We start from the raw sequence: 24,241 nt of genomic DNA on the forward strand, positions 1-24,241 counted from the left end.
GCGGCTCGGTCACGCACACACCGGACCGACCAATGACCCAATTGATCTCCCCCCCAGCGCAAAGGCGCTCTAGGCTCTTCCGTACCGCCGATGCGCGCGTGCGGGGTCGGGCACCGCACAGGCATCGGGGAACCGGTACCGGAGCGCCGTTCCCACCGACGGAACGCCGCCGGGCAAGGAGGGCCGCATGACCGTACGGCGAGTAATGGGCATCGAGACGGAGTACGGGATCTCCGTCCCAGGGCACCCGAACGCCAATGCCATGCTCACCTCGTCCCAGATCGTCAACGCCTACGCGGCGGCGATGCACCGGGCGCGCCGCGCCCGCTGGGACTTCGAGGAGGAGAACCCGCTGCGTGACGCCCGCGGCTTCGACCTCGCCCGCGAGGCCGCCGACGCCAGCCAGCTCACCGACGAGGACATCGGCCTCGCCAACGTCATCCTGACCAACGGCGCCCGGCTCTACGTGGACCACGCCCACCCGGAGTACAGCGCCCCCGAGGTCACCAACCCGCGCGACGCCGTCCTCTGGGACAAGGCCGGCGAGCGCATCATGGCCGAGGCCGCGGAACGGGCCGCCCAGCTCCCCGGAGCCCAGCCCATCCACCTCTACAAGAACAACACCGACAACAAGGGCGCCTCCTACGGCACCCACGAGAACTACCTGATGAAACGGGAAACACCCTTCTCGGACATCGTCAGGCACTTGACGCCCTTCTTCGTCTCCCGCCAGGTCGTCACCGGCGCCGGCCGCGTCGGCATCGGCCAGGACGGCCAGGAACACGGCTTCCAGATCAGCCAGCGCGCCGACTACTTCGAGGTCGAAGTCGGACTGGAGACCACACTCAAGCGGCCCATCATCAACACCCGCGACGAGCCGCACGCCGACGCCGAGAAGTACCGCCGCCTCCACGTGATCATCGGCGACGCGAACCTCTCCGAGATCTCGACCTACCTCAAGCTGGGCACGACCGCCCTGGTCCTCTCGATGATCGAAGACGGCTTCATCACCGTCGACCTGGCCGTGGACCAGCCCGTACGGACCCTCCACCAGGTCTCCCACGACCCGGGCCTCCAACGGCTGATCACCCTCCGCAGCGGCCGGACACTCACCGCGGTGCAGCTCCAGATGGAGTACTTCGAGCTGGCCCGCAAGTACGTCGAGGACCGCTTCGGTACCGACGCCGACGAGCAGACCAAGGACGTCCTCACCCGGTGGGAGGACACCCTGAACCGCCTGGAGAACGACCCCATGAGCCTCTCCGGCGAGCTCGACTGGGTCGCCAAGCGCGAGCTCATGGAGGGCTCCCGGCGCCGCAACGGGCTCGACGGGGACGCGGCCCGCCTGCACCTGGTGGACCTCCAGTACGCCGACGTGCGCCCCGACAAGGGGCTGTACAACCGTCTGGCGGCCCGGGGCAAGATGAAGCGGCTCCTGACCGAGGACGACGTGGAGAGGGCCGAGAAGCAGCCTCCTGAGGACACCAGGGCCTACTTCCGCGGCCGCTGCCTGGAGCAGTACGCCGACGACGTCGCCGCGGCCTCCTGGGACTCGGTGATCTTCGACCTCCCCGGCCGCGACTCCCTCCAGCGCGTACCGACGCTGGAGCCGCTGCGCGGCACGAAAGCCCACGTGAAGGACCTGCTGGACCGCTGCCGCAACGCCGAGGAGCTGGTGCGGGTCCTTTCCGGCGGCTGAGACACGCTTCCCGGGGGCCACCGCAGGGAATCATGAAGGTGGCCCCCCGACGTTCAGAAAGACAGGGCCGATGTCGGACCCGGCTAGTAGGGTCTGATCTTGAGACACCTGACCAAGCGGGCATATCCAAGCGGGGTGAGGGAAATGGCGACCAAGGACACCGGCGGCGGCCAGCAGAAGGCCACACGCTCCACCGAGGAGGTCGAGGAGCAGGCGCCCGAGGCGCAGGCTTCGGAGGACCTCAAGGAGCGTCACGAGAAGCTCAGCGACGACGTGGACTCCGTCCTCGACGAGATCGACGATGTCCTCGAGGAGAACGCCGAGGACTTCGTGCGAAGTTTCGTTCAGAAGGGTGGCCAGTAAGGCCTTATCGCCTTCGAAACGAAGGCGATAAGGGGGGTGTGCCGGAGTTGAAGGAAGACGAGAAGCGCTGCTCGCGGTGCGGTGACTCCAAGCCGCGAGCAGACTTCGCCAAGAACAGGTCGTCCCGGGACGGCCTTCAGTCGTACTGCCGTCCGTGCTGGGCGGACTACCACCAGCAGAGGCAGCTGGCGCGGGGCATGAACATCCGGCCGCGTGTGCCGGGGCCGCCGGGACACAAGTGCTGTCGGCCGTGCGGCATGATCAAGCCGCACAGCGAGTGGAACCGGAACCGGTCGGCGTCCGACGGGCTCTCGACCGCCTGTAAGGAATGCCTCAAGGCCAAGGGGCGAGCAGGCCACCTGCGACGCCAGTACGGCATCACGGACGCTGAGCTCGGCGCGATGATCGAGGCGCAGGCCGGCGTCTGTGCGATCTGCCAGAGCGGCCCACCCGAGCATGTGGATCACTGTCACAAGACGGGTAGGGTCCGTGGCGTACTGTGCTTCAACTGCAATTCGGCCATCGGCAAGTTGCGCGACGATCCTGCCATCGTTCGCCGGGCCGCCACATACCTGGAGGGGAACGCGTGGAAGCCAACACTCGAACCACAGGGCGTCTGCCGGCTGCCTTCCTGACGCCCGGGTCGTCGTCCTTCATGGACTTCCTGGGCGAGCACTCGCCCGAGCTGCTGCCGGGGCGGCGGGTGCTGCCGCCCGTACAGGGGGCGATCGAGGTGCCGCACGGGACGACGATCGTCGCCGTCACGTTCCCCGGGGGCGTCGTGCTGGCGGGTGACCGGCGGGCCACCATGGGCAACATGATCGCGCAGCGGGACATCGAGAAGGTGTTCCCCGCGGACGAGTACTCGGCGGTCGGCATCGCGGGCACGGCCGGGCTCGCCGTGGAGATGGTGAAGCTGTTCCAGCTGGAGCTGGAGCACTTCGAGAAGGTCGAGGGCACCCAGCTCTCCCTGGAGGGCAAGGCGAACCGTCTCTCCACCATGATCCGCAGCAATCTGGGCATGGCTCTTCAGGGCCTGGCGGTGATCCCGCTGTTCGCCGGCTGGGACCTGGACCGTGAGCGGGGCCGGATCTTCTCGTACGACGTCACCGGCGGCCGCTCTGAGGAGCAGGGGTACGCCGCCACGGGCTCCGGTTCGCTCTTCGCGCGCGGCTCCATGAAGAAGCTCTACCGCGAGGACCTCACCGAGGAGCAGGCCGTCACCCTGGTGGTGCAGGCGCTGTACGACGCGGCGGACGACGACTCCGCCACGGGCGGCCCGGACATGGCCCGCAGGATCTTCCCCATCGTCAGCGTGATCGGCGACGAGGGCTACCGGCGGCTCACCGAGGAGGAGTCCGCCGATGTGGCCCGGTCGGTCCTGGAACGCCGCCTGGAGCACCCGGACGGCCCGCGCGCCGCGCTGCTGTGATGTACCCGCCACTGACAGAAAGGGACGGATAGCCGGTGTCGACGCCGTTCTATGTCTCACCCCAGCAGGCCATGGCCGACCGGGCGGAATACGCCCGCAAGGGCATCGCCCGGGGCCGCAGCCTCGTCGTGATGCAGTATGCCGACGGCATCGTCTTCGTCGGCGAGAACCCGTCCCGTGCGCTGCACAAGTTCAGCGAGATCTACGACCGGATCGGCTTCGCCGCCGCCGGCAAGTACAACGAGTACGAGAACCTGCGCATCGGCGGTGTCCGCTACGCCGACCTGCGCGGCTACACCTACGACCGGGGCGACGTCACGGCCCGCGGCCTCGCGAACGTGTACGCGCAGACGCTGGGCACGATCTTCTCCAGTGCGGGGGAGAAGCCCTATGAGGTGGAGTTGGTCGTCGCGGAGGTGGGGGAGGCGCCGGAAGGCGACCAGATCTACCGCCTGCCGCACGACGGGTCGATCGTCGACGAGCACGGTTCGGTGGCGGTCGGCGGCAGTGCCGAGCAGATCGGCAGCTTCCTGGACCAGCGGCACCGTGACGGCATGTCGCTTGCGGAGGCGCTGAAGCTGGCCGTGCAGGCGCTGTCGCGGGACAACAGCGGCAGTGAGCGGGAGATCCCGGCTGAGCGGCTGGAGGTCGCGGTGCTGGACCGTACGCGGCCGCAGTCCCGCAAGTTCAAGCGGATCGTCGGGCGGCAGCTGGCACGGCTGCTGGCGGCGGAGGAGCCGGCGAGCACGCCGACGGACGCCGACTCGGACGAGGCGGAGGGTGAGGGCCCCGCGGGTCCCGGCATCGCCAAGCTGTAGTCCGCGGGCCGTCGGTGCCCCGGTCCGCCCTTCACGGCGGGCCGGGGCACGCGTGTGTTCAGGGGCGGATGGGGGGAGGCGCCGTTGAGCCGCGGACCATGAGGGTGACCGGCAGGTCCCCGGGTGTGGCGGGTCGGCCTTCCAGGACGGCGAGGAGCGCTTCCATGCCGCGCTCCCCGATGCGTTCGGCGGGCAGGCGGACGGTGGTGAGTTCGGGTTCGAGGGCGGTGGCGAGGGCGAGGTCGTCGAAGCCGGTCACCGACAGGTCTTCGGGGACCCGCAGGCCGAGGCGCCGTGCGGCCTTGCAGGCGCCGGCGGCGAGGAGGTCGTCGTCGCAGATCAGGGCGGTCGGCCGGGGGCCGGGTGCGGTGAGGGCACGCTCGGCGGCGGCGCAGGCGCCGGGGACGTCCAGCGGGGTGGTGACGGTGCGCACGGACACGTCGGGGTGGCTGGTGCCGAGGCAGGTGGCCAGGGCCCGGGCGCGGACGTGGAAGGTCCAGGACGGGACGGCCGATGCCAGGTGCAGGAAACGGCGGTGGCCGAGGGTGAGGAGGTGGTCGGTGATCTGCCGCATGCCGTCGGCGACGTCGAGGTTCACCTGGGCGGCCGAGCCGGGGTCGGCGGGGTCGCTGTCGAGCATGACGAGGGGCAGGTCGGTGCCGCGGATGCCGGTGAGGGCGTCGGCGGCCATGGAGGAGGCGATGACGCCGTCCAGGGCGGCGCGTGCGGAGGCGAAGGGGTCCCTGGCCGGTCCGGTGCCTTCGGGGGAGGGGTAGAGGACGACACCGAAGTCGTGGCGGGCGGCGACGGTGGCGGCGCCGCTGTAGACGCGTGCGAAGAACTCGTTGGTGAGGGCGGGGACGACGAGCAGGGCGGTGCGGGTGCGGCCCAGGCGCAGGGTGCGGGCTGCGAGGTTGGGCCGGTAGCCGAGGTCGCCGGCGGTGCGGCGGACCAGGTCGGCGGTGCGCTCGGAGACGCGGCCGCGCCACTTGTCGCCGAGGACGAGGGAGACGGTGGCCTGGGAGACGCCGGCGGCGCGGGCCACGTCGCGGCTGGTGGGGCGGGCCGCGCCGGGGGGTTCTGTGGCCTTCACGTCCGTCTCCTCGTCGTGGTGGTCGCTGGGTGGGTGTTGTGCGGCTGGACCGCGGGTCTGGCGACATGGTACGTATGACGCACCAGGAAGTTATACGTAAAACCTCGGTCGGGGCCGAGGAGAAGGGCAGGGCGGGACATGGGCGCGGCAGGCTCCGGCGGGTACGCCGACATCCTCAGGGCGCCGCATGCCGCGCGGCTGCTCGTCGGCACGCTGGTGGGGCGGCTGCCGAACGGCACCGGGCACATCGCGATCGTGCTGTTCACCCGGGCGGAGGGCGGCAGCTACACCCTGGCGGGTGCGCTGGCGGCGGTGTACGGGCTGGCGACGGCCGTGGGGCAGCCGGTGCTCGGCCGGGCGGTCGACCTGTACGGGCAGCCCCGTGTGCAGCTGCCGGCGGCCGCGGTGTCGGCGCTGGGCATGGCCGCCCTGGCGGCGGTCGGCACCGGCTCGCTGCCGCTCGCGTTCGCGGCGGTGGTCGTGGCGGGCCTGTTCACCCCGCCGCTCGAAGGGGGCCTGCGGGCGTTGTGGCCGAGCGTGCTGGGCCGCCAGGACCGGGTGCACCGGGCGTACGCGCTGGACGCGGTGGCCCAGGAGGTCATGTACACGGTGGGGCCGTTGCTGGTGACGTTGCTGGTGTGGCTGTGGTCGCCCGCCGCGGCGCTGCTGGTGATCAATGCGGTGGGGCTGCTGGGTGCCCTGTCGGTGGTCGCGTCGGCGCCCTCGCGGGCCTGGCGGTCGGAGCCGCGGGAGGCGCACTGGCTCGGTGCGCTGCGGTCGCCGGGGCTGCTGGCGCTGCTGGCGGCGTTCTTCTTCGTGGGGCTCGCGCTGGGGTCCATCACGGTCGCGGCGATGGCGTACGCGGAGGACGGGAACGGTGGCGAGGGCACGTACGGAGCGTTGATGGCCGCGTTGGGTCTGGGGGCCCTGGCGGGTGGTCTGGTGTACGGGGCCCGGCCGTGGGCGGGAGCGCCGGAGGCCCGGCTGCGGGTGCTGGCGGGGTTGCTGGCCCTGGGGTACGTGCCGCTGCTGCTGACGCCCGGGCCGGTGGCGATGGCGGTGCTGTCGGCGGTGGCGGGCGTCTTCCTGGCTCCGGCCATCGCCTGCGCGTTCCTCGTGGTGGACCGGCATGCGCCGCGGGGGACGGTGACGGAGGCGTTCTCGTGGCTGGTGACGACGTTCGGCGTGGGGGCCTCGGTGGGTACCGCGGCGGCCGGACCCGCGGTGGAGCTGGTGGGCGTCCCCGCCGGGTTCGCGGTGGCGGTGGCGGGTGGTGCGGCCGCGCTGGGCGTGCTGGTGGCCACGGGCCGGGTGCTGGCGCCGCCGGCCCGCGCGGGTGCGGCTCCGGTCGTCCGCGCGGAGGTCCCGGACGCCGGGCCGGAGGGTGGCCGGGCGGTGCGGGCCGAGGGGCAGGGCGCCGTTCCCTCCGGGGGTCCGGCCGCCCGCGGCGAGGGGTGAGCCGGAGCCGGGCGCCTGGCGCGCCGGGGGCGGGCGGGCCTCCTGGTGCCGCCGGCCGGGCGGCTCGACGGGGGGCCTGTTTCGGGAATCGAGTGAAACGGTCCTGCCGAACCCGGTTTCAGGTACGGCCCTGAGGCGTAATGTTCAGTCATGGACCGCCGCATTTTCGGGCTGGAGAACGAGTACGGCGTCACGTGCACGTTCAGGGGACAGCGCCGGCTGTCGCCGGACGAAGTGGCGCGCTACCTCTTCCGCCGTGTCGTGTCATGGGGCCGCAGCAGCAACGTGTTTCTGCGCAACGGCGCCCGGCTCTACCTCGATGTCGGGTCGCATCCGGAATACGCGACGCCGGAATGCGACAACGTGGTGGAGCTGGTCACGCATGACAAGGCCGGCGAGCGCATTCTGGAAGGTCTGCTCGTGGACGCCGAACGCCGCCTGCACGAGGAGGGAATCGCGGGCGACGTCTACCTGTTCAAGAACAACACCGACTCGGCGGGCAACTCCTATGGTTGCCATGAGAACTATCTCGTCGCGCGGCACGGTGAGTTCTCGCGGCTCGCGGACATCCTGATCCCGTTTCTCGTCACGCGGCAGTTGCTGTGCGGGGCGGGAAAGGTGCTGCAGACGCCGCGCGGCGCGGTCTACTGCGTCAGCCAGCGCGCGGAGCACATCTGGGAGGGCGTCAGCTCGGCGACCACCCGCTCCCGGCCGATCATCAACACCCGGGACGAGCCGCACGCGGACGCGGAGCGCTACCGCCGCCTCCACGTCATCGTCGGCGACTCCAACATGTCCGAGACGACCATGCTGCTGAAGGTGGGCGCCACCGACCTCGTGCTGCGCATGATCGAGGCGGGCACCGTCATGCGCGACCTCACGCTGGAGAACCCGATCCGGGCGATCCGCGAGGTCAGCCACGACATCACGGGTCAGCGCAAGGTGCGCCTGGCCAGTGGCCGCGAGGCGTCCGCGCTGGAGGTGCAGCGGGAGTACTTCGAGAAGGCGGCCGACTTCGTCGACCGGCGCGGGATCCGCACCGGGGTCGTCGCACAGGTGCTGGAGCTGTGGGAGCGGACCCTGGACGCCGTCGAGGCGGAGGACCTGGACCGCATCGCGACGGAGATCGACTGGGTCATGAAGTACAAGCTGCTGGAGCGCTACCGCGCCAAGCACAACATGACGATGTCGCACCCGAGGATCGCGCAGATAGACCTCGCGTACCACGACATCCACCGCCGCCGAGGGCTGTACTACCTGCTGGAGAAGAAGGGGCAGGCGGCGCGGGTCTGCAACGATCTGAAGATCTTCGAGGGCAAGTCCGTGCCGCCGCAGACCACCCGGGCGCGGCTGCGCGGCGACTTCATCAGGCGGGCCCAGGAGCAGCGGAGGGACTTCACCGTCGACTGGGTGCACCTGAAGCTGAACGACCAGGCGCAGCGCACGGTGCTGTGCAAGGACCCGTTCCGCGCGGTGGACGACCGTGTGGAGAAGCTCATCGCAGGGATGTGACCGGTCGGCGGGGGACCGCCGGCCCGTGGGCCCCGTACCGTTGGCGCGGTGCGGGGCCCACGGGCGTCCGCGGGTTCGTCGGTGGCCGGGGACGGCTCTGCGGCGGGGGGGGAGCGGGGTCGCGGATCGAGCGGAACGCGACGGGGGGCGCGTACGTTGCTCGTGTGGCGCGTCCCGTACGCCTTAGAGTGGCGCGCACGTCAACCGCAAGATCGATCCTACGACCAGATACGAGGCTACCCGTGCGCCGTCGCTCCGTTCTTCTCGCCGTGCCCGCCGGCCTGCTCGCGCTCGCCGGGTGCGGGGACGACAGTTCCGACAAGGTGGAGTCCGGCGGCAGCCCGTCGCCCGACGCGTCCCCGACGGCGAGTGCGAAGGTCGTGGACGGCCCCCTGCCGGAGATCACGGCGGGCACGAAGTTCGGTGAGAAGCCGACGGTCGCCAAGGGGACGGGTAAGCCGTCGAGTGATCTGGCGGTCAGGACGGTCCTGCCCGGTTCGGGCGCCGTGGTGGCGGAGGGCGACTACGTCCAGGCCCACTACCTGGGGCAGATCTGGGACACCGCGAAGGTCTTCGACAACTCGTACGACCGCAAGGCGCCGCTGCTCATCCAGCTGCAGCAGGGCTCGGTCATCGACGGCTGGCGGATCGGCCTGGCCGGGAAGAAGGTCGGCAGCCGTGTCGAGATGGCCGTGCCCCCGGCCCTCGGCTACGGGACGGAGGGCCGCGGCGACATCAAGGGCACCGACACGATGGTCTTCGTGATCGACGTGCAGGACACCTTCAACGGCAAGAGCTCGGCCAAGGGCAAGGAGGTGCCGCAGACCGACGCGAAGCTGCCGGAGGTCGGCACCAACACCGATGGCAAGGCACCCGAGATCACCGTGCCGAAGGGGGCCGCTCCCAAGGGGCTCGTCTCGCAGTACGTCCTGGAGGGCGACGGCGAGGAGGTGAAGCTGGAGGACACCCTGCTGCTCCAGTACAAGGGCGTCCTGTGGGACGGCGGCAAGGAGTTCGACTCCACCTACTCGCGCGGTCAGCTCGCCCAGTTCCCCCTGCAGCGGCTCATCAAGGGCTGGCAGGACGGGCTCACCGGCAAGAAGGTCGGCAGCCGTGTGATGCTGGTCGTGCCGCCGGAGCTCGGTTACGGGGACCAGGGCTCCGACCAGATCCCGGCGAACTCCACGCTGGTCTTCACGCTCGACATCCTCGCGAGGATGTAAGACTGTGCGGGTTACGCACTTTGGCGATCAACAGGAGCATTTTCGTGAGCATCGACAAGCCCGAGGTCGACTTCCCGGGTGGCGAGCCGCCGGCCGATCTGGAGATCAAGGACATCTGGGTCGGCGACGGCCCGGAGGCGAAGGCGGGCTCCGTGGTGAAGGTCCACTACGTGGGCGTGTCCTTCTCCACCGGTGAGGAGTTCGACGCCTCCTGGAACCGCGGCACTCCGCTGCAGTTCCAGCTCGGTGTCGGCCAGGTCATCCCGGGCTGGGACAACGGTGTGCAGGGCATGAAGGTCGGCGGTCGCCGCCAGCTGATCATCCCGCCGCACCTGGCCTACGGCGACCGCGGCGCCGGCGCCAAGATCGGTCCGGGCGAGACGCTGATCTTCGTCTGCGACCTCGTCGAGGCCTGATCCGTACGCCCCTCCCGAGGGCCCGCGCCTGCCGGTGCGGGCCCTCGGTGCGTCCCGGGCCGGCTGCCGCGTCACGTGTTCGAGCGGGAGGGGTGCGACTTTTGCCAGGACACCCCGGGGCGGTACGGTCATCGGGCGATAGTGACTCGCGATAGTGACTCCATACGAAGAGGTGCTGGGCGTCGATGGCCATTGCCAAGGCCGAGCGGCTGATGAATCTCGCGCTGTGCCTGCTGGGCACCCGGCGGCCGCTCAGCAAGCGTGAGCTGCGCGACTCCATCGAGGCGTACGTCGAGGCCTTCGGGCCGGGTCGGGCGGCGGCCTTCGGGCCCGGGCGGGCAGGGGGTGCCGGCTCCGAGGGCGCGGCGCAGCCGAACGAGGACGCCTTCAACCGCATGTTCGAGCGCGACAAGGACGACCTGCGGGAACTGGGCCTGGTCATCGAGACGGTGGAGAACCTCGACGGTGACATCGGCTACCTGGCGCGCCGCGACTCCAACCGGCTGCCGCCCGTGCAGCTCGACGCGGAGGAGGCCGCCGCCCTCGGCCTGGCCGCCAAGGTGTGGCAGCAGGCCCGGTTGGCCGGTGCCGCCAGTGGCGCCCTGCAGAAGCTGCGCGCCGCCGGGATGCCGGAGGCTGACGAGCCGTACGAGGACCGGGCGGGTGCGCTGGAGCCGCGCATCCCGGTCCGCGAGGCCGCGTTCGAGCCGTTGATGCTGGCCTGCCGGGACCGGCGGCCGGTGGTCTTCGACTACCGCAAGGCGAACTCCGCGCGGGCGGAGACCCGGCAGGTCGAGCCGTGGACGCTGGAGTGCTGGCGGGGTCACTGGTACCTGGCGGGCTGGGACCGGGACCGTGGGGCGGGGCGGGTCTTCCGCCTGTCCCGCATCACCGGGAAGGTCCGCTCCCGCGCGGGCAGGTTCACCGCGCCCGTGCCGGACGTGTCCACCGTACGGGAGACCGTGGAGCGCTGGGCGGGGGAGAGCGCGACCCGCACGGCGCGGATCCGGTTGCGGGGCGGCTGCGGCTACCCGCTGCGGGCGCGCGCCCTGTCCGTACGGGACCGGGGCGACGGCTGGGACGAGCTGGAGATCCCGTACGGGCACGGTCTCGACGCGTGGCTCGTCGAGTTCGGGCCCGACGTCGTCGTGGAGGAGCCGGCCGACCTGCGGGCCGAGGTGGTGGCCCGCCTGCGGGCCGTGGCCGAGAGCCGCTGAACGGCTCGCCCACGGACCGCGTACGGACGCGTGGGGACTGACTGCCGGCACGGCCGGTTCTGCTGGGACTGCTGAGAAACGGACGGACGAGCGAGCGATGGCGCCCAACGCGATCGACCAGACCAGGAGGATGCTCTCCCTGGTGACCTACTTGCGGGAACGCCCCGGTGCGCACGTCGGGGACGTCGCCCGCGCCTTCGGCATCAGCGAGGCCGAGCTGATCGCCGACCTCGACGTGCTGCCGATGTGCGGCACCAGTTTCCGTGGCGGTGACCTGCTCGACATCGACACGGACGGCGAGCAGATCTGGTGGCACAACCCCGACGACGTGGCCGAGCCGCTGCGCCTGGCCGCCGACGAGGCCACCGCGCTGCTGGTCGCCGCCCGCGCCGTGGCCACCCTGCCGGGGCTGCGCGAGGGCGACCGCGAGGCGCTGCTGCGGGCCACCGCGAAGCTGGAGGCCGCCGCGGGCGAGGCCGCCGGCGCCAGCTCCCGCCTGTCGGTGACCTTCGAGTCGGAGGGCGGGGTCTTCGCGGAGGTCGACCGGGCCATCTCCGAGCGGCGCAGGCTGTGGCTGCGCTACTACTCGCCGGCGCGCGACGAGCTCACCGAGCGCGAGGTCGACCCGATCAGGCTGTTCGCCGTGGGCCACACGTACATGGAGGCGTGGTGCCGGCTGTCGGAGGCGCGGCGCACCTTCCGCCTCGACCGGGTCGCCGAGATCCGCATCCTGGACGAGCCGTCGGCGCCGCCGGAGATCGAGCTGCGCGACCTGTCCGAAGGGCTGGTCCAGCCGTCGGCCGACGACCCCGAGGTGGTGGTGGAGGTCGGGCCGGGCGGCCGCTGGGTCGCCGAGTACTACCCGCACGACAAGGCGGAGGAGCTGCCCGGCGGCGGGCTGCGCATCACCCTGCGCACCCCGGACCCGGCGTCGCTGCGGCGGCTGGCCCTGCGGCTGGGCCGCGACGGGCGGATCGCGTCGCCGGCCGGCCTCGCCGAGAGCGCCCGGCAGGCGGCGCGGGATGCGCTCGCCGCGTACGACGAGCCGGCGGCGTGACGTACCGGCAGGCGACGGAGACGGGGGACAACAGCGTGACGGGCGACACGGGGGAGAGGGCCGAGGCGTCGCTGCTGCCCGGCGTTCCCGCACCGCGCGACCCGGTCCTCTTCAAGGCGGCCTGCCCCGAGTGCCGCTCCCGCTTCGAGCTGTCCGCCGGGTCCCTGCGGCTGGCCATCGGCGCCAGCCGCCGCACGACCTTCTACACCTTCACGTGCCCGGAGTGCGGCTCCGCCGTCCGCAAGCCGGCGGGGGAGCGGATCATCGAGCTCCTCACCGGCGGCGGGGTGCGGACGCTGCGGCTCCACTCCACCGTCTGACAGGGGATACGCTCTCTCGCATGCTCTGGCCCATGCTCGCCGTCGCCCTCGGGTTCCTCGGGATCGCCGTCCTCGGTGTCCTCGGGATCCGGGTGTTCATCGAGGCCCGACGCCTCGGCCGTCAAGTGACGCACGCCACAGAGCAGATCGGGCGCGCCGCCGACGATCTGGAGCGCGCGGCCACCGGCCTGGCCCGTACCGGTGAGGCCCTGCCCCGGCCCTGACCGGGCGGTTCGCCGCGCCGAACGGGCAGGTGCGGGGCCTCGCACCGGGCCACCGGAGGTATTCCGGGGCATTGCCGGGTGTTTACCCACGAGGGTTACGATGAGGATTCGTGCGGGCGGTTCCCCTGGCCTGCACCCGCACCTCCCGGTTCAGACGACCTCGGTCAGAAGGTAGGCAGTCATGGGGTTTCAGAACGTAGGCATCTGGCAGCTCCTCATCATCGTGGGGCTCATCGTGCTGCTCTTCGGCGCCAAGAAGCTGCCCGAGGCCGCTCGTTCGCTCGGCAAGTCGGCCCGCATCCTCAAGAGCGAGGCCGCGGCGATGAAGAAGGACGGCGCCCCCGCCGGCGAGACCCCGCACAGCGGTGGCACCGCGGAGCAGACCGCCGCGCCGAAGACCATCCAGGCCGCCCCCGGTGACGTCGCCTCCGCCCGTCCCGTCGAAGAGCCGAAGCGCACCGCGCAGGGCTGACGCGCCCCCGCCCACCGCGGGGGTTCATCACAGGAAACACTGACAGCTCGCCCGGTGTGCGGCTGCCTTTGACGAGACAAGGGACGTGGGTTGCTCAAGTCCGCCCGCAAGAAGGACAAGAAGGTCAGGGATCCGGAGGGGCGCATGCCCCTCGTCGAGCACCTGCGCGAACTGCGCAACAGGCTCGTCAAGTCCCTTCTTGCGATCGTACCGATCATGATCGTCATGCTGTTCTTCGCGAAGGACATCTCGACGTTCGTCAGCGATCCGGTGCCCAGGTGCGTCAGCCTTGAGCAGGCCCAGCGGGAACCGGGCAAGTGCGCCTACCTCGTCCAGCCCGGACTGACCTCCGCGTTCGCCACCTACATCAAGGTGGCGATCATGGCGTCGCTGATCGTCGCGGCCCCGGTCTGGCTCTACCAGCTGTGGGCCTTCATCGCTCCCGGCCTGCACAAGAAGGAGAAGAAGTACGCCCTGACGACGGTGGCGGTCGGCACCCCCCTCTTCGCCCTGGGGGCCCTGCTCGCCTACTGGCTGCTGCCGAAGGCCCTGCTCATCCTGCTCTCCTTCAGCATCGAGGGGTCGGTCAACCAGATCACCCTCGACGACATGGTCACCATGAACATCAAGCTGACCCTGGCCTTCGGCCTGGCGTTCCAGCTTCCGGTCCTGCTCGCCCTGCTGAACGTCGGCGGCGTCCTGTCCGGACGCCGCATGCTCGGCTGGTGGCGCGGCATGGTCATGGGCATCGCCGTGTTCTCCGCCATGGTCACGCCCACCGACCCGCTGTCGATGTTCGTGCTCGCCGTGCCCATGACGGGCCTCTACTTCGCCGCGGTCGCCTTCTCGATCCTCAACGACCGGCGACGCGCCTCCCGGCGCGACCCCGAGCTCGCCGACGACGAGGCGTCCGAGCTCGACCTCACCCCGTCGGCGCTGGAGCCCGCCGAGGGGGTCGCGCCCCAGCTGCCGCACCAGTCCACCGGCGACACCGCGCGGGACCACCGGCCCCACGGCTACGACGACGTCACCTGACATCCGCCGACCGGCCCCTCCGCCGTGCGAACACGGCCCGGCGGAGGCGGCCGACCGAGGTCGAACAAACGCCGAGCTGACTGTCAGCGCTGCCGGGTAGGCTCGATAGCACGATGACAGACGACCTCACACCAGCGGAAGCGTACGCGGCCGCGCGGCGCAGGGCCGCCGAGCAGGCCACCGCGCTCCACGCCTTCCGTGATCTCTACGACTTCGCACTGGACCCGTTCCAGATCGAGGCATGCCGCGCCCTGGAGGACGGCAAAGGCGTGCTCGTCGCCGCACCGACGGGCTCGGGCAAGACCATCGTCGGCGAGTTCGCCGTGCACCTCGCCCTCGCCCAGGGGCGCAAGTGCTTCTACACCACGCCCATCAAGGCGCTGTCGAACCAGAAGTACAACGACCTCGTCAAGCGCTACGGCCCCGGCAAGGTCGGCCTCCTCACCGGCGACAACAGCGTCAACTCCGACGCGCCGGTGATCGTGATGACCACCGAGGTCCTGCGCAACATGCTGTACGCCGGATCCCAGGCGCTCGGCGGCCTCGGCTACGTGGTGATGGACGAGGTCCACTACCTCTCCGACCGGTTCCGCGGCGCGGTCTGGGAAGAGGTGATCATCCACCTTCCCGAGTCGGTGACGCTGGTGTCGCTCTCCGCGACCGTCTCCAACGCCGAGGAGTTCGGCGACTGGCTCGACACCGTCCGCGGCGACACCGAGGTGATCGTCTCGGAGACCCGCCCCGTACCGCTGTGGCAGCACGTCCTGGCGGGGCGCCGGATCTACGACCTCTTCGAGGAGGAGACCGACCACGGCGGCCGCGGCGCCGCCCGGCGCGAGGTCAACCCCGACCTGGTCCGCCTCGCCCGGATGGAGAACTCGCGCACGTACAACCCGCGCGACCGGCGCCGCGGCAAGATGGTCCGCGAGGCCGACCGGGAGCGCGAGCGCCGCCAGCGGTCCCGCATCTGGACGCCCGGGCGCGCCGAGGTCATCGAGCGGCTCGACGCCGAGGGCCTGCTGCCCGCCATCACCTTCATCTTCAGTCGCGCCGGCTGCGAGTCGGCCGTCCAGCAGTGCCTGTACGCGGGGCTGCGGCTGAACGACGAGGACGCCCGCCACCGGGTCCGCGAGATCGTCGAGGAGCGCACCGCCTCCATCCCGACCGAGGACCTGCACGTCCTCGGCTACTACGAGTGGCTGGAGGGCCTGGAGCGGGGCATCGCCGCGCACCACGCCGGCATGCTGCCCACGTTCAAGGAGGTCGTGGAGGAACTCTTCGTCCGCGGCCTGGTCAAGGCCGTCTTCGCCACCGAGACCCTGGCGCTCGGCATCAACATGCCCGCCCGCTCCGTGGTGCTGGAGAAGCTCGTCAAGTGGAACGGCGAGCAGCACGCCGACATCACCCCCGGCGAGTACACGCAGCTCACCGGGCGGGCCGGGCGCCGCGGCATCGACGTCGAGGGCCACGCCGTCGTGCTGTGGCAGCGCGGCATGGATCCCGGGCACCTGGCGGGGCTGGCCGGGACGCGCACCTACCCGCTGCGCTCCAGTTTCAAGCCGTCGTACAACATGGCCGTCAACCTCGTCGACCAGTTCGGCCGGCACCGTTCGCGGGAGCTGCTGGAGACGTCGTTCGCCCAGTTCCAGGCCGACCGGTCGGTGGTCGGCATCTCCCGGCAGGTCCAGCGCAACGAGGAGGGCCTGGAGGGCTACCGGGAGGGCATGACCTGCCACCTCGGCGACTTCGAGGAGTACGCGCGGCTGCGCCGCGACCTCAAGGACAGGGAGGACGAGCTCGCCAAGCAGGGCGCCGCGCAGCGGCGGGCCGCGGCGGCCACCGCCCTGGAACGGCTCAAGCCCGGCGACGTCATCCACGTGCCGACCGGCAAGTTCGCCGGGCTCGCACTGGTCCTGGACCCGGGCCTGCCCGGCGGGCGGTCCGACGGCCACCGCGCCCTCGACTACCACGACGGGCCGCGGCCCCTGGTGCTCACCGCCGAGCGGCAGGTCAAGCGGCTGGCGTCGATCGACTTCCCGGTGCCGGTGGAGCCGGTCGAGCGGATGCGCATCCCGCGCTCCTTCAACCCGCGCTCCCCGCAGTCACGCCGCGACCTGGCGTCGGCGCTGCGCACGAAGGCCGGCCACCTGGTGCCGGAGCGGCAGCGCAAGCGGCGGTCCGACGCGGTCGACGACCGGGAGATCGCCCGGCTGCGCAAGGAGTTGCGCGCCCACCCCTGCCACGGCTGCGACGAACGTGAGGACCACGCCCGCTGGGCGGAGCGCTACCACCGGCTGCAGCGCGACACGCGGCAGCTGGAGCGGCGCATCGAGGGGCGGACGAACACCATCGCCCGCACCTTCGACCGGATCGTCGCCCTGCTGACGGAGCTGGACTACCTCCGGGGCGACGAGGTCACCGAGCACGGCAAGCGGCTGGCCCGGCTCTACGGCGAACTGGACCTGCTGGCCAGCGAATGCCTGCGCGCCGGGGTCTGGGACGGCCTCGGCCCGGCCGAGCTGGCGGCCTGCGCGTCGGCGCTGGTGTACGAAGCCCGGCAGTCGGACGACGCGGTCGTCCCCAAGGTGCCCTCCGGGAAGGCGAAGACCGCGCTGGCTGAGATGGTGCGGATCTGGGGCCGGCTGGACGGCCTGGAGGAGGAGTTCCGCATCCACCAGGCGGAGGGCGTGGGCCAGCGCGAGCCGGACCTCGGCTTCGCCTGGGCCGCCCACCAGTGGGCGTCCGGCAAGGGCCTCGACGAGGTGCTGCGGGAAGCGGAGATGCCGGCGGGTGACTTCGTCCGCTGGTGCAAGCAGGTCATCGACGTGCTGGGCCAGATCGCGGCGGCCGCTCCGGCGGACGGCGGCACGGTCGCGAAGAACGCCCGCAAGGCCGTCGAAGGCCTGCTGCGCGGCGTCGTCGCGTACAGCTCCGTGGGCTGACCCGTCGGCCTGCGGGAGGTCGACGCCCGCAGGCCGACGCGGACGTGCGGCGTGGCCGTCGGGCTACGGGGGTGGTCGGCTGACCGCCTGCGACCGAGTGCGCGGGGGCCCGCGGTCGTGTCGGGGTGCGCCCGCAGACCTCCCCGGCATGCGGTCCGGTGATCGGCGGCGGTCGGGCGGCCGGCGGCTCGGCAGGCGACCGGGTGCCTTCGGCGGCCGCTCGTACCGGCGTGCCCCGCACGCCGGTTGGCCGTGCCTTCTCCTCGGCCGGCCCGTGCGGCACCGCGCCGACCCGTCCGGCGGCCCGTCACATCGGCTGACGCTGGAGGTACTTGTGTGCCGCGACGGCTGCCGAGGTGAGGACCGCGACGCCCGCGATCCGCAGCCAGGAGTCCGCACCCAGCGGGGCGGTGTGGAACAGGCGGTTCATCACCGGCAGGTACGTCAGCGCGAGTTGGCCCGCGACTTGGGTGAGGACGCCGCCGACCACCCAGGGGTTGCTGAACCAGCCGATGCGCCACACCGGGCGGGTCAGGGACCGGCAGCTGAAGAGGTAGACCAGTTCGACGGCCACGAACAGGTTCACGGCCGCGGTGCGGGACTCCGCCAGTCCGGAGCCCATGCCCTGCTCCCAGGAGAACACCCACCAGCTGCCCGCCACCAGCAGAGCGGACACCAGCAGCACCCGCACGATCAGCGTGCCGGTGAGCAGGGGCCTCGCCGGGTCGCGCGGGGCGCGGGTCATGATGCCGGGCTCCTTCGGCTCGAAGGCCAGCATCAGACCCAGTGCCACCGCGGTCGTCATGTTGATCCACAGGATCTGGGTCGGCAGGATCGGCAGGGTCGCGCCGAGCAGGATCGCCACCAGGATGACCAGGCCCTCGCCCATGTTCGTCGGCAGCGTCCACACGACGAACTTGGTGAGGTTGTCGAACACCCCCCGGCCCTCCTCGACGGCTGACTCGATGGTGGCGAAGTCGTCGTCCGTGAGCACCATGTCGGCGGCGTCCTTGGCCACCTCGGTGCCGCCCAGGCCCATGGCGACGCCGATGTCCGCCTGTCGCAGAGCGGGCGCGTCGTTGACGCCGTCCCCGGTCATGGCGACGACCCTGCCGCGGTCCTGGAGCGCTTCGACCAGGCGCAGCTTCTGCTCGGGGGACACCCGGGCGTACACGCGGGCGCGGTCCACGGCGTCGGGGTAGGCGTCCGCGGGCAGGGCCGCCAGGTCGCGTCCGGTCAGCACCCGGCCGTCCTCGGCGGCGCCCGCGGGCAGCAGGTCGAGGCCGCCCGCGATGGAGCGTGCCGTGGCGGCGTGGTCCCCGGTGATCATCCGTACGGTGATGCCGGCGCTGTGGCAGGCCCGTACGGCGGCGGCCGCCGCGGCCCGCGGCGGGTCGAGCATCGCCTGCAGGCCGGTCAGGACGAGCCGACCGGTGAGCCGGTCGTCGTCGAAGGGCACGGCCGACCGGGGGTCCGGTCCGGTCGCGGGGGCGTCCGGGGCCACCGCCCCGGCGGGGTCGGGGAGGCGTACGGCGGTGGCGAGGACCCGCAGCCCTTCGGCGGCCAGGGCGTCCGCGGCGGCCAGCAGCGCGTCCCGGTCCAGGGGCCGTACCGTCCCGTCCGCGCCGAGCCGGCCCGCGCACAGGGCGGAGAGCTCCTCCACCGCGCCCTTGGCCAGCACGAGCTGTCCGCCGGTGACCGGGTCGTGGTGCAGCGTCGCCATGTACCGCCGGTCCGAGCTGAAGGGGATGGCGGCGAGGCGCGGGTGGTCGTCCCGCACGGAGTCGGGGAGGCCCGCTTTGCGTGCGGCGACGAGGAGGGCCCCCTCGGTGGGGTCGCCGAGGACGGACCACCGGTCGCCCTCGTGGCGGAGCGCGGCGTCGTTGCAGCAGGCCCCCGCCAGCAGCGTCCAGTGCAGGGCGACGCTGTCGGCGGGGCCGCCCCGCACGGCGCCGTCCGGGGCGTAGCCGGAGCCCGTCACCTCGTAGAGGGCGTCGGGCGTCCAGATCTTCCGTACCGTCATCTGGTTCTCGGTGAGGGTGCCGGTCTTGTCGGAGCAGATGTCCGTGGTGCTGCCGAGGGTCTCGACGGCGGGCAGGCGCCGGATCAGCGCCCGCCGCTTCGCCATGCGGCCCACGCCGATGGCGAGGGTGATCGTGACGGCTGCGGGCAGCCCCTCCGGAATGGCGCCGACGGCGAGCGCGACGGCGGCGGTGAAGGTGTCGACCACGCCCTGGTCGCGGGCGACGCCGACGGCGAAGGTGAGCGCGGCCAGACCGATGATGACGACGGTGAGGACGCGGCTGAAGGCCGCCAGCTTGAGGGTGAGCGGGGTGGCGAGGGTGGCGGCGGCGCCGACCAGGCGGTGGATCTCGCCGAGCTCGGTCTCTGGACCGGTGGCGACGACGATGCCGCTGCCGTCACCCGCCGTGACGAGGGTGCCGGAGTGCACCATGTTCAGGCGGTCGGCGACCGGTGTGCCCGGGGCGAGCACGGCGTCGTCCTTGGCGACCGGCACGGACTCCCCGGTGAGCGCGGACTCGTCGACGTGCAGCCCCGTGGAGCGCAGCAGCCGCAGGTCGGCGGGGACCTTGTCGCCCGCCTCCACCCGGACCAGGTCCCCCGGGACCAGCTCCTCCGACGGGACGGTCGCCTCGCGGCCGCCGCGGACGACCCGGGCAGTGGTGTGCACCAAGGCGCGCAGGCTGTCGAGCGCTGCCTCCGCCTTGGCCTCCTGGAGGCAGCCGACGAGCGCGTTGACGAGGACCACGCCGAAGATGACGGCCGAGTCGACGTACTCGCCGAGTGCGGCCGTGATCGCCCCGGCGGCGATGAGGATGTGGACCAGCGGGTGCTGGAACTGGCGCAGGACCAGCCGGAGCCACCCGCCGCGGGCCGCCGCGGGCAGGACGTTCGGGCCGTACCTCTCCCGCCGGAGCGCCGCCTCCTCGCGGGAGAGGCCGCGCCGCGGGTCGGTCTCCAGGAGCAGGACGACCTCGTGGGCGGCGAGGCCGTGGTGCGCGGCCGGAGCCGGCCTGCCGGTGCCTGTGTCCAGCGGCACGGTGTCCTCCCATCCGGGCGGACGGTATCGGCGGCTCCGCCCTGCGCGTACTTCCACGGTCCCTCCGGCCGCGGTCCCGGGGCCAGGGCCGCACGTCCCCGGAGGTCGGGGAGGCGCGACCCGGCCCCCAGGGCCGGACGGCGGGACCCCACCGCCCGCGTGCCGGCGGCGGCGGGCCGTCTCCTGTGGGCGGAAGCACGGCGGGCGCGCAGGAGGCGGGGCTGTGCGGCGGCGCGTACGGGGGCGCGGGGCGGGCTCGGCTGCGGGCCGACGAGGACAGCGCACGGGGCGCCTCGGCTCGCGGCCGGCTGCCCGGCCGATCCGGGACGTGCGCCCGGGCCGTTCCCCCGTACACGCCGACCGCTGCCGACGACGGGCCCCTCCACGACCGCGGCGGCCTTCTCACCGGCCGACGGCCGCCCCCGGGGCGACGATCTCGGCCGGAAGCACGGCCCCTGCGCCCGGCGCGGCGGCCGCAGAGCGGTGTGCGTGGCCCCGGCCGGAGGAGAGCGGCTCTCGGCTCCGGGGCGGGCTCGTCCGGGAGGCCGAGCGGAGGACGGGGAGCGCCGCTTACCGTTGCCCGATAGTGGGACTGTCCGTGGTGGTGTGGCCCGTCGAGGGGCGGGCCTGGCAGGAGGGGGTGCGCGGCGGCGTGCGCGTGGGTGAGCTGAGCCGGCGGACCGGTGTGTCGGTGCCGACGATCAAGTACTACGTACGGGAGGGACTGCTGCCCGCCGGGCGGTTGAGCAGCCCCAACCAGGCCGGCTACGACGAGTCGCACGTGCGTAGGCTGCGGCTCGTCCGGGCGCTCATCGACGTCGGCGGCTGCTCGGTGTCGGCCGTGCGGGGCGTCCTGGAGGCGGTGGAGGACCCGTCGCGGTCCGTGCACGAGGTGCTGGGGGCGGCGCACGACCACATGGCGCCGAAGCCCGGGGCGGAGCAGGACGAGGAGGTGGCGGAGGTGCGGAAGGAGGTGGTGGAGCTGATGCGCCGCAGGGGGTGGCGGGTCGACGGGTCCGCCTCCGCAGTGCGGTCCCTGGCCGCCGCCCTGGCAGCGATGCGCCGGCTCGGGCACGCCCGGTTCGCCGCACACAACCTGGACGCCTACGCGGAGGCCGCCGAGCGCGTCGCCGCGGTGGACGTCGCCTACGTGACGGGGGAGCCGAGCCGTGAGGACGTGGTGGAGGCGGCCGTCGTCGGCACCGTCCTCGGGGACGTGGTCCTGGCGTCCCTGCGCCATCTGGCCCAGGTCGACGCCTCGGCCCGCCGGTACGGCGCGGGGCCGGTGCCCCCGCCGCCCGCGTGAGACGGGGCCTCCGGCGGGCGCCGGCAGCGGGGGAAGCAGTCGTCGGCGGGGGCGCGGGTGCGGGCGACGCCCCCGCGGGGGCTACGCGGCTTCCTGTTCGCGTTCGACCCGGGCGTTCCACTCGCGCTTCACCGCGCGCCACGCCTCGTCGGACTTGCCCAGGCGCCAGTAGCCCGAGAGCGACAGGCGGTCCAGGGGCACGCCGCGGTCGTGGCGGAGGTGGCGGCGCAGCTCCTTCATGGCGCCGGCCTCGCCGTGGACGAAGGCGTGCACGCTTCCCGCCGGGAAGTCCAGTGCGCGGACCGCGGCGATCAGCGGCTCACCGACCGGTGCGCCGTGCCGGGGCAGCCAGTGGACGTGCGCGCCGGCCGGGGCCGCGATCTTCAGCTCGTCGTCCGGCTGCGCCACCTCGATGAACGCGTGGGCCACGGCGTCCTCGGGGAGCTGCTCCAGGGCCGCGGCGATGGCCGGCAGTGCGCTCTCGTCACCGGCCAGGAGGTGCCAGTCGGCCCGCGGGTCGGGGGCGTAGCCGCCGCCCGGCCCGAGGAGACGCACCACGTCGCCGGCCCTGGCGCGGGCCGCCCACGGCCCCGCCAGGCCCTCGTCACCGTGCACCACGAAGTCCAGCGTCAGCTCCCGCTGCACCGCGTCCCAGGCGCGTACCGTGTACGTGCGCTGCGCCGGCCACCGGTCGCGGGGCAGCTCCGCCCGGATCCGCTCGATGTCGAAGGGCTCCGGGTAGGTCACGCCGGGCGGCGGGAACAGCAGCTTCACGTAGTGGTCCGTGAAGCCGGACGTGGCGAACGCGGAAAGGCCGTCTCCGCCGACGACGACGCGCACCATGTGCGGAGCGATCCGCTCGGTGCGCAGCACCCGGGCCTCGTGCACCTTCGGTGCCTTGCGGGCCGGCTCGGCCGGTGTTTCGGACGCCACGGAGCTCTCCCCGTCCTCGACTACTGGTTAGGTATACCTAAGTTAACACCCTTCACTGGGGAAGCACGGTCAGCAGCCGCTCCAGGGAGCCCCCGAGCCCCCAGCGGCGCGCCAGCTCCTCCAGCGCCACCGGGTCCTTCGGCTCCCGGGGCAGCGCGGGGTCGAACTCCGGCAGGGGGACGTCGCTCGCGACCCGCACCACCCGCGGCGCCACCGCCACGTAGTCCCGCGCCTCGTCCAGGCGCTTGCGCTGGCCCGGCGTCAGCTTCGACCGGGGATCCTCCAGCGCCGCCATGATGCCCGCGAGGTCGCCGAAGGCCGCCAGGAGCTTCGCCGCCGTCTTCTCCCCGATGCCGGGCACCCCCGGCAGCCCGTCGCTCGGGTCGCCCCGCAGCAGCGCCAGGTCCGCGTAACCGGAGCCGTCCACCCCGTACTTCTCCCGCAGCCACTCCCCGTCCGCGACCTGGAGCGTCCCCACGCCCTTCAGGGGGTACAGCACCCGCACCCCGCGGGCGTCGTCCACCAGCTGGTACAGGTCCCGGTCGCCGGTGACGATGTCCACCGGGCCCGCCGACCGCGTGGCGAGCGTCCCGATCACGTCGTCCGCCTCGTACCCGGCGACGCCCACCCGCGCGATGCCCAGCGCGTCCAGCACCGCCTCGATCACCGGCACCTGCGGGGACAGGGTGTCCGGCACCTCCTCCTCGTCGGCCTCCCCGGCGGGGGTCTCCACGGCCACCCGGTGCGCCTTGTACGAGGGGATCAGCGCCACCCGCCACCCGGGGCGCCAGTCGGCGTCCATGCAGGCCACCAGTTCGTCCGGCCGGTGGTCCTGCACCAGCCGGGCGATGAAGTCCAGCAGGCCCCGCACGGCGTTGACGGGCGTGCCGTCCGGGGCCCGCACGGTGTCGGGAACCCCGAAGTAGGCCCGGAAGTAGAGGGAGGCGGTGTCCAGCAGCATCAGGCGTCGCGTCACACTCCGCATCATGCCGCACACCGCTGACACCGGCTCCGACCGGCCGCTTCCACCGATTGCGCTACTCGGCGGTACTCCGGCTGCGTAAGGTGGATCGGTGAGCGAGGGAAGGGAGGGAATCATGCACGACGACAAGGAATCGCCCCGTGTGGGCGCGGCCGTCCGCAGGAGGCGCCGCGCACTGTCGCTCACCCTCGCCGCGGTCGCGGAGCGCAGCGGCCTGTCCGTGCCGTTTCTCAGCCAGATCGAGAACGAGCGGGCCCGCCCGAGCACCCGGTCCCTGGAGTGCATCGCCGAGGCGCTGAAGACCACCGCCGTGGAGCTCCTCGACGCCGCCGACACCGCCCGGACCGTCGACGTCGTACGGGCCGTCTCCGGCGCTGACGACCCGGCCGCGCCCCCCGGCGTGCGCCCCCTGGTGCGCGGCGAGCACCAGATGCACGCCGACGAGTTCACCGGCGAGCACGACGCGGGACGCGAGATCGTCCTGCGCAACGACGCCCTGCTGTACGTCGCCGACGGCACCGTCGAGGTCGAGGCCGAAGGCCGCGCCTACCGGCTGGAGCGCGGCGACACCATGCACCTGTCGGGTGGCGTGCGGCACCGCTGGCGCACCTCCGCGCCGGACACCCGGCTGCTCGTCGTCGCCGTGGCACCGCACATGGAGGCGTCGGCGCCGTGACC

The 24,241-nt window shown here is 72.5% G+C and carries 21 protein-coding genes and 2 pseudogenes; 19 read left to right on the plus strand and 4 right to left on the minus strand.

Going from position 1 to position 24,241, the window contains the following annotated elements; genetic code table 11:
• Positions 1–187: 187 nt before the first annotated feature.
• The 5 genes from dop to prcA all read left to right on the plus strand — a co-directional run bounded on the left by dop (position 188) and on the right by prcA (position 4,312).
• Complete coding sequence (gene dop / locus BJP40_RS27415) at positions 188–1,699, plus strand: depupylase/deamidase Dop (protein WP_071283093.1); 1,512 nt, start codon at positions 188–190, stop codon at positions 1,697–1,699.
• 144 nt (positions 1,700–1,843) lie between these two features.
• Positions 1,844–2,062: a ubiquitin-like protein Pup gene (locus BJP40_RS27420; RefSeq protein ID WP_071265979.1), complete on the plus strand. Its 219-nt coding sequence runs from the start codon at positions 1,844–1,846 to the stop codon at positions 2,060–2,062.
• 257 nt (positions 2,063–2,319) lie between these two features.
• The gene (locus BJP40_RS36420; RefSeq protein ID WP_319020118.1) at positions 2,320–2,697 is read left to right on the plus strand and encodes an endonuclease VII domain-containing protein; all 378 of its coding nucleotides are present in this window, start codon (positions 2,320–2,322) and stop codon (positions 2,695–2,697) included.
• On the plus strand, positions 2,649–3,494 hold the full coding sequence (gene prcB, locus BJP40_RS27425; RefSeq protein ID WP_071283094.1) for a proteasome subunit beta: 846 nt from the start codon (positions 2,649–2,651) through the stop codon (positions 3,492–3,494). Before BJP40_RS36420 ends, prcB begins: the two co-directional genes overlap by 49 nt.
• A 35-nt stretch (positions 3,495–3,529) precedes the next feature.
• Positions 3,530–4,312, plus strand: a complete 783-nt coding sequence (gene prcA / locus BJP40_RS27430) for a proteasome subunit alpha (RefSeq protein ID WP_079171511.1) — start codon at positions 3,530–3,532, stop codon at positions 4,310–4,312.
• Between the two features lie 58 nt (positions 4,313–4,370).
• Here prcA and BJP40_RS27435 read toward each other — a convergent pair whose 3' ends face one another.
• Positions 4,371–5,405, minus strand: a complete 1,035-nt coding sequence (locus tag BJP40_RS27435; RefSeq protein ID WP_071283096.1) for a LacI family DNA-binding transcriptional regulator — start codon at positions 5,403–5,405, stop codon at positions 4,371–4,373.
• Positions 5,406–5,543: 138 nt separating this feature from the next.
• Here BJP40_RS27435 and BJP40_RS27440 point away from each other — a divergent pair, with 138 nt between their 5' ends.
• The 12 genes and pseudogenes from BJP40_RS27440 (at position 5,544) to BJP40_RS27490 (ending at position 17,281) form a co-directional block, all read left to right on the plus strand.
• Positions 5,544–6,863, plus strand: coding sequence for an MFS transporter (locus BJP40_RS27440; protein WP_079171512.1), 1,320 nt, complete (start codon positions 5,544–5,546; stop codon positions 6,861–6,863).
• A 150-nt stretch (positions 6,864–7,013) separates the two neighbouring features.
• Positions 7,014–8,375: a Pup--protein ligase gene (gene pafA / locus BJP40_RS27445; protein WP_071265973.1), complete on the plus strand. Its 1,362-nt coding sequence runs from the start codon at positions 7,014–7,016 to the stop codon at positions 8,373–8,375.
• A 242-nt stretch (positions 8,376–8,617) separates the two neighbouring features.
• On the plus strand, positions 8,618–9,598 hold the full coding sequence (locus BJP40_RS27450; RefSeq protein ID WP_071283097.1) for an FKBP-type peptidyl-prolyl cis-trans isomerase: 981 nt from the start codon (positions 8,618–8,620) through the stop codon (positions 9,596–9,598).
• Positions 9,599–9,642: 44 nt separating this feature from the next.
• Positions 9,643–10,014, plus strand: a complete 372-nt coding sequence (locus BJP40_RS27455; RefSeq protein ID WP_071267519.1) for an FKBP-type peptidyl-prolyl cis-trans isomerase — start codon at positions 9,643–9,645, stop codon at positions 10,012–10,014.
• A 185-nt stretch (positions 10,015–10,199) separates the two neighbouring features.
• A pseudogene (locus BJP40_RS36425) lies at positions 10,200–10,313 on the plus strand (WYL domain-containing protein); the annotation flags it as partial.
• Between the two features lie 81 nt (positions 10,314–10,394).
• Positions 10,395–11,231, plus strand: a pseudogene (locus BJP40_RS27460) (helix-turn-helix transcriptional regulator); the annotation flags it as partial.
• 97 nt (positions 11,232–11,328) lie between these two features.
• Positions 11,329–12,288, plus strand: coding sequence for a YafY family protein (locus BJP40_RS27465; RefSeq protein WP_071267523.1), 960 nt, complete (start codon positions 11,329–11,331; stop codon positions 12,286–12,288).
• A 74-nt stretch (positions 12,289–12,362) separates the two neighbouring features.
• A complete protein-coding gene (locus BJP40_RS27470) occupies positions 12,363–12,608 on the plus strand; it encodes a hypothetical protein (protein WP_107416879.1) in 246 nt (81 codons plus the stop codon).
• Between the two features lie 20 nt (positions 12,609–12,628).
• Positions 12,629–12,832 carry a hypothetical protein gene (locus BJP40_RS27475; protein ID WP_071283098.1) on the plus strand — a complete coding sequence of 68 codons (204 nt, stop codon included), beginning with the start codon at positions 12,629–12,631 and terminating at the stop codon, positions 12,830–12,832.
• Between the two features lie 181 nt (positions 12,833–13,013).
• Positions 13,014–13,304 (plus strand): Sec-independent protein translocase subunit TatA, encoded by a 291-nt coding sequence (gene tatA / locus BJP40_RS27480; protein ID WP_071283099.1) that lies wholly within the window; start codon positions 13,014–13,016, stop codon positions 13,302–13,304.
• Between the two features lie 90 nt (positions 13,305–13,394).
• Positions 13,395–14,339, plus strand: coding sequence for a twin-arginine translocase subunit TatC (tatC, locus tag BJP40_RS27485; protein WP_071283100.1), 945 nt, complete (start codon positions 13,395–13,397; stop codon positions 14,337–14,339).
• Positions 14,340–14,452: 113 nt separating this feature from the next.
• The gene (locus BJP40_RS27490) at positions 14,453–17,281 is read left to right on the plus strand and encodes an RNA helicase (protein WP_071283101.1); all 2,829 of its coding nucleotides are present in this window, start codon (positions 14,453–14,455) and stop codon (positions 17,279–17,281) included.
• Positions 17,282–17,588: 307 nt separating this feature from the next.
• Here BJP40_RS27490 and BJP40_RS27495 read toward each other — a convergent pair whose 3' ends face one another.
• Positions 17,589–20,342, minus strand: coding sequence for an HAD-IC family P-type ATPase (locus tag BJP40_RS27495; protein ID WP_226962704.1), 2,754 nt, complete (start codon positions 20,340–20,342; stop codon positions 17,589–17,591).
• 586 nt (positions 20,343–20,928) lie between these two features.
• On the opposite strand from BJP40_RS27495, the gene BJP40_RS27500 reads away from it, so the two are divergent.
• Positions 20,929–21,648: a MerR family transcriptional regulator gene (locus BJP40_RS27500; protein ID WP_319020119.1), complete on the plus strand. Its 720-nt coding sequence runs from the start codon at positions 20,929–20,931 to the stop codon at positions 21,646–21,648.
• An 81-nt stretch (positions 21,649–21,729) separates the two neighbouring features.
• On the opposite strand, the gene BJP40_RS27505 is transcribed toward BJP40_RS27500, so the two are convergent.
• Both BJP40_RS27505 and BJP40_RS27510 read right to left on the minus strand, forming a co-directional pair.
• On the minus strand, positions 21,730–22,581 hold the full coding sequence (locus BJP40_RS27505; protein ID WP_193097192.1) for a siderophore-interacting protein: 852 nt from the start codon (positions 22,579–22,581) through the stop codon (positions 21,730–21,732).
• 52 nt (positions 22,582–22,633) lie between these two features.
• Entirely contained in the window at positions 22,634–23,566 is a 933-nt protein-coding gene (locus tag BJP40_RS27510; RefSeq protein WP_226962944.1) for a 5'-3' exonuclease, read from the minus strand.
• Positions 23,567–23,678: 112 nt separating this feature from the next.
• Here BJP40_RS27510 and BJP40_RS27515 point away from each other — a divergent pair, with 112 nt between their 5' ends.
• Complete coding sequence (locus BJP40_RS27515; RefSeq protein WP_071274575.1) at positions 23,679–24,239, plus strand: helix-turn-helix domain-containing protein; 561 nt, start codon at positions 23,679–23,681, stop codon at positions 24,237–24,239.
• Positions 24,240–24,241: the final 2 nt, after the last annotated feature.

This window comes from Streptomyces sp. CC53 (assembly GCF_001865245.1).
Classification (GTDB): domain Bacteria; phylum Actinomycetota; class Actinomycetes; order Streptomycetales; family Streptomycetaceae; genus Streptomyces.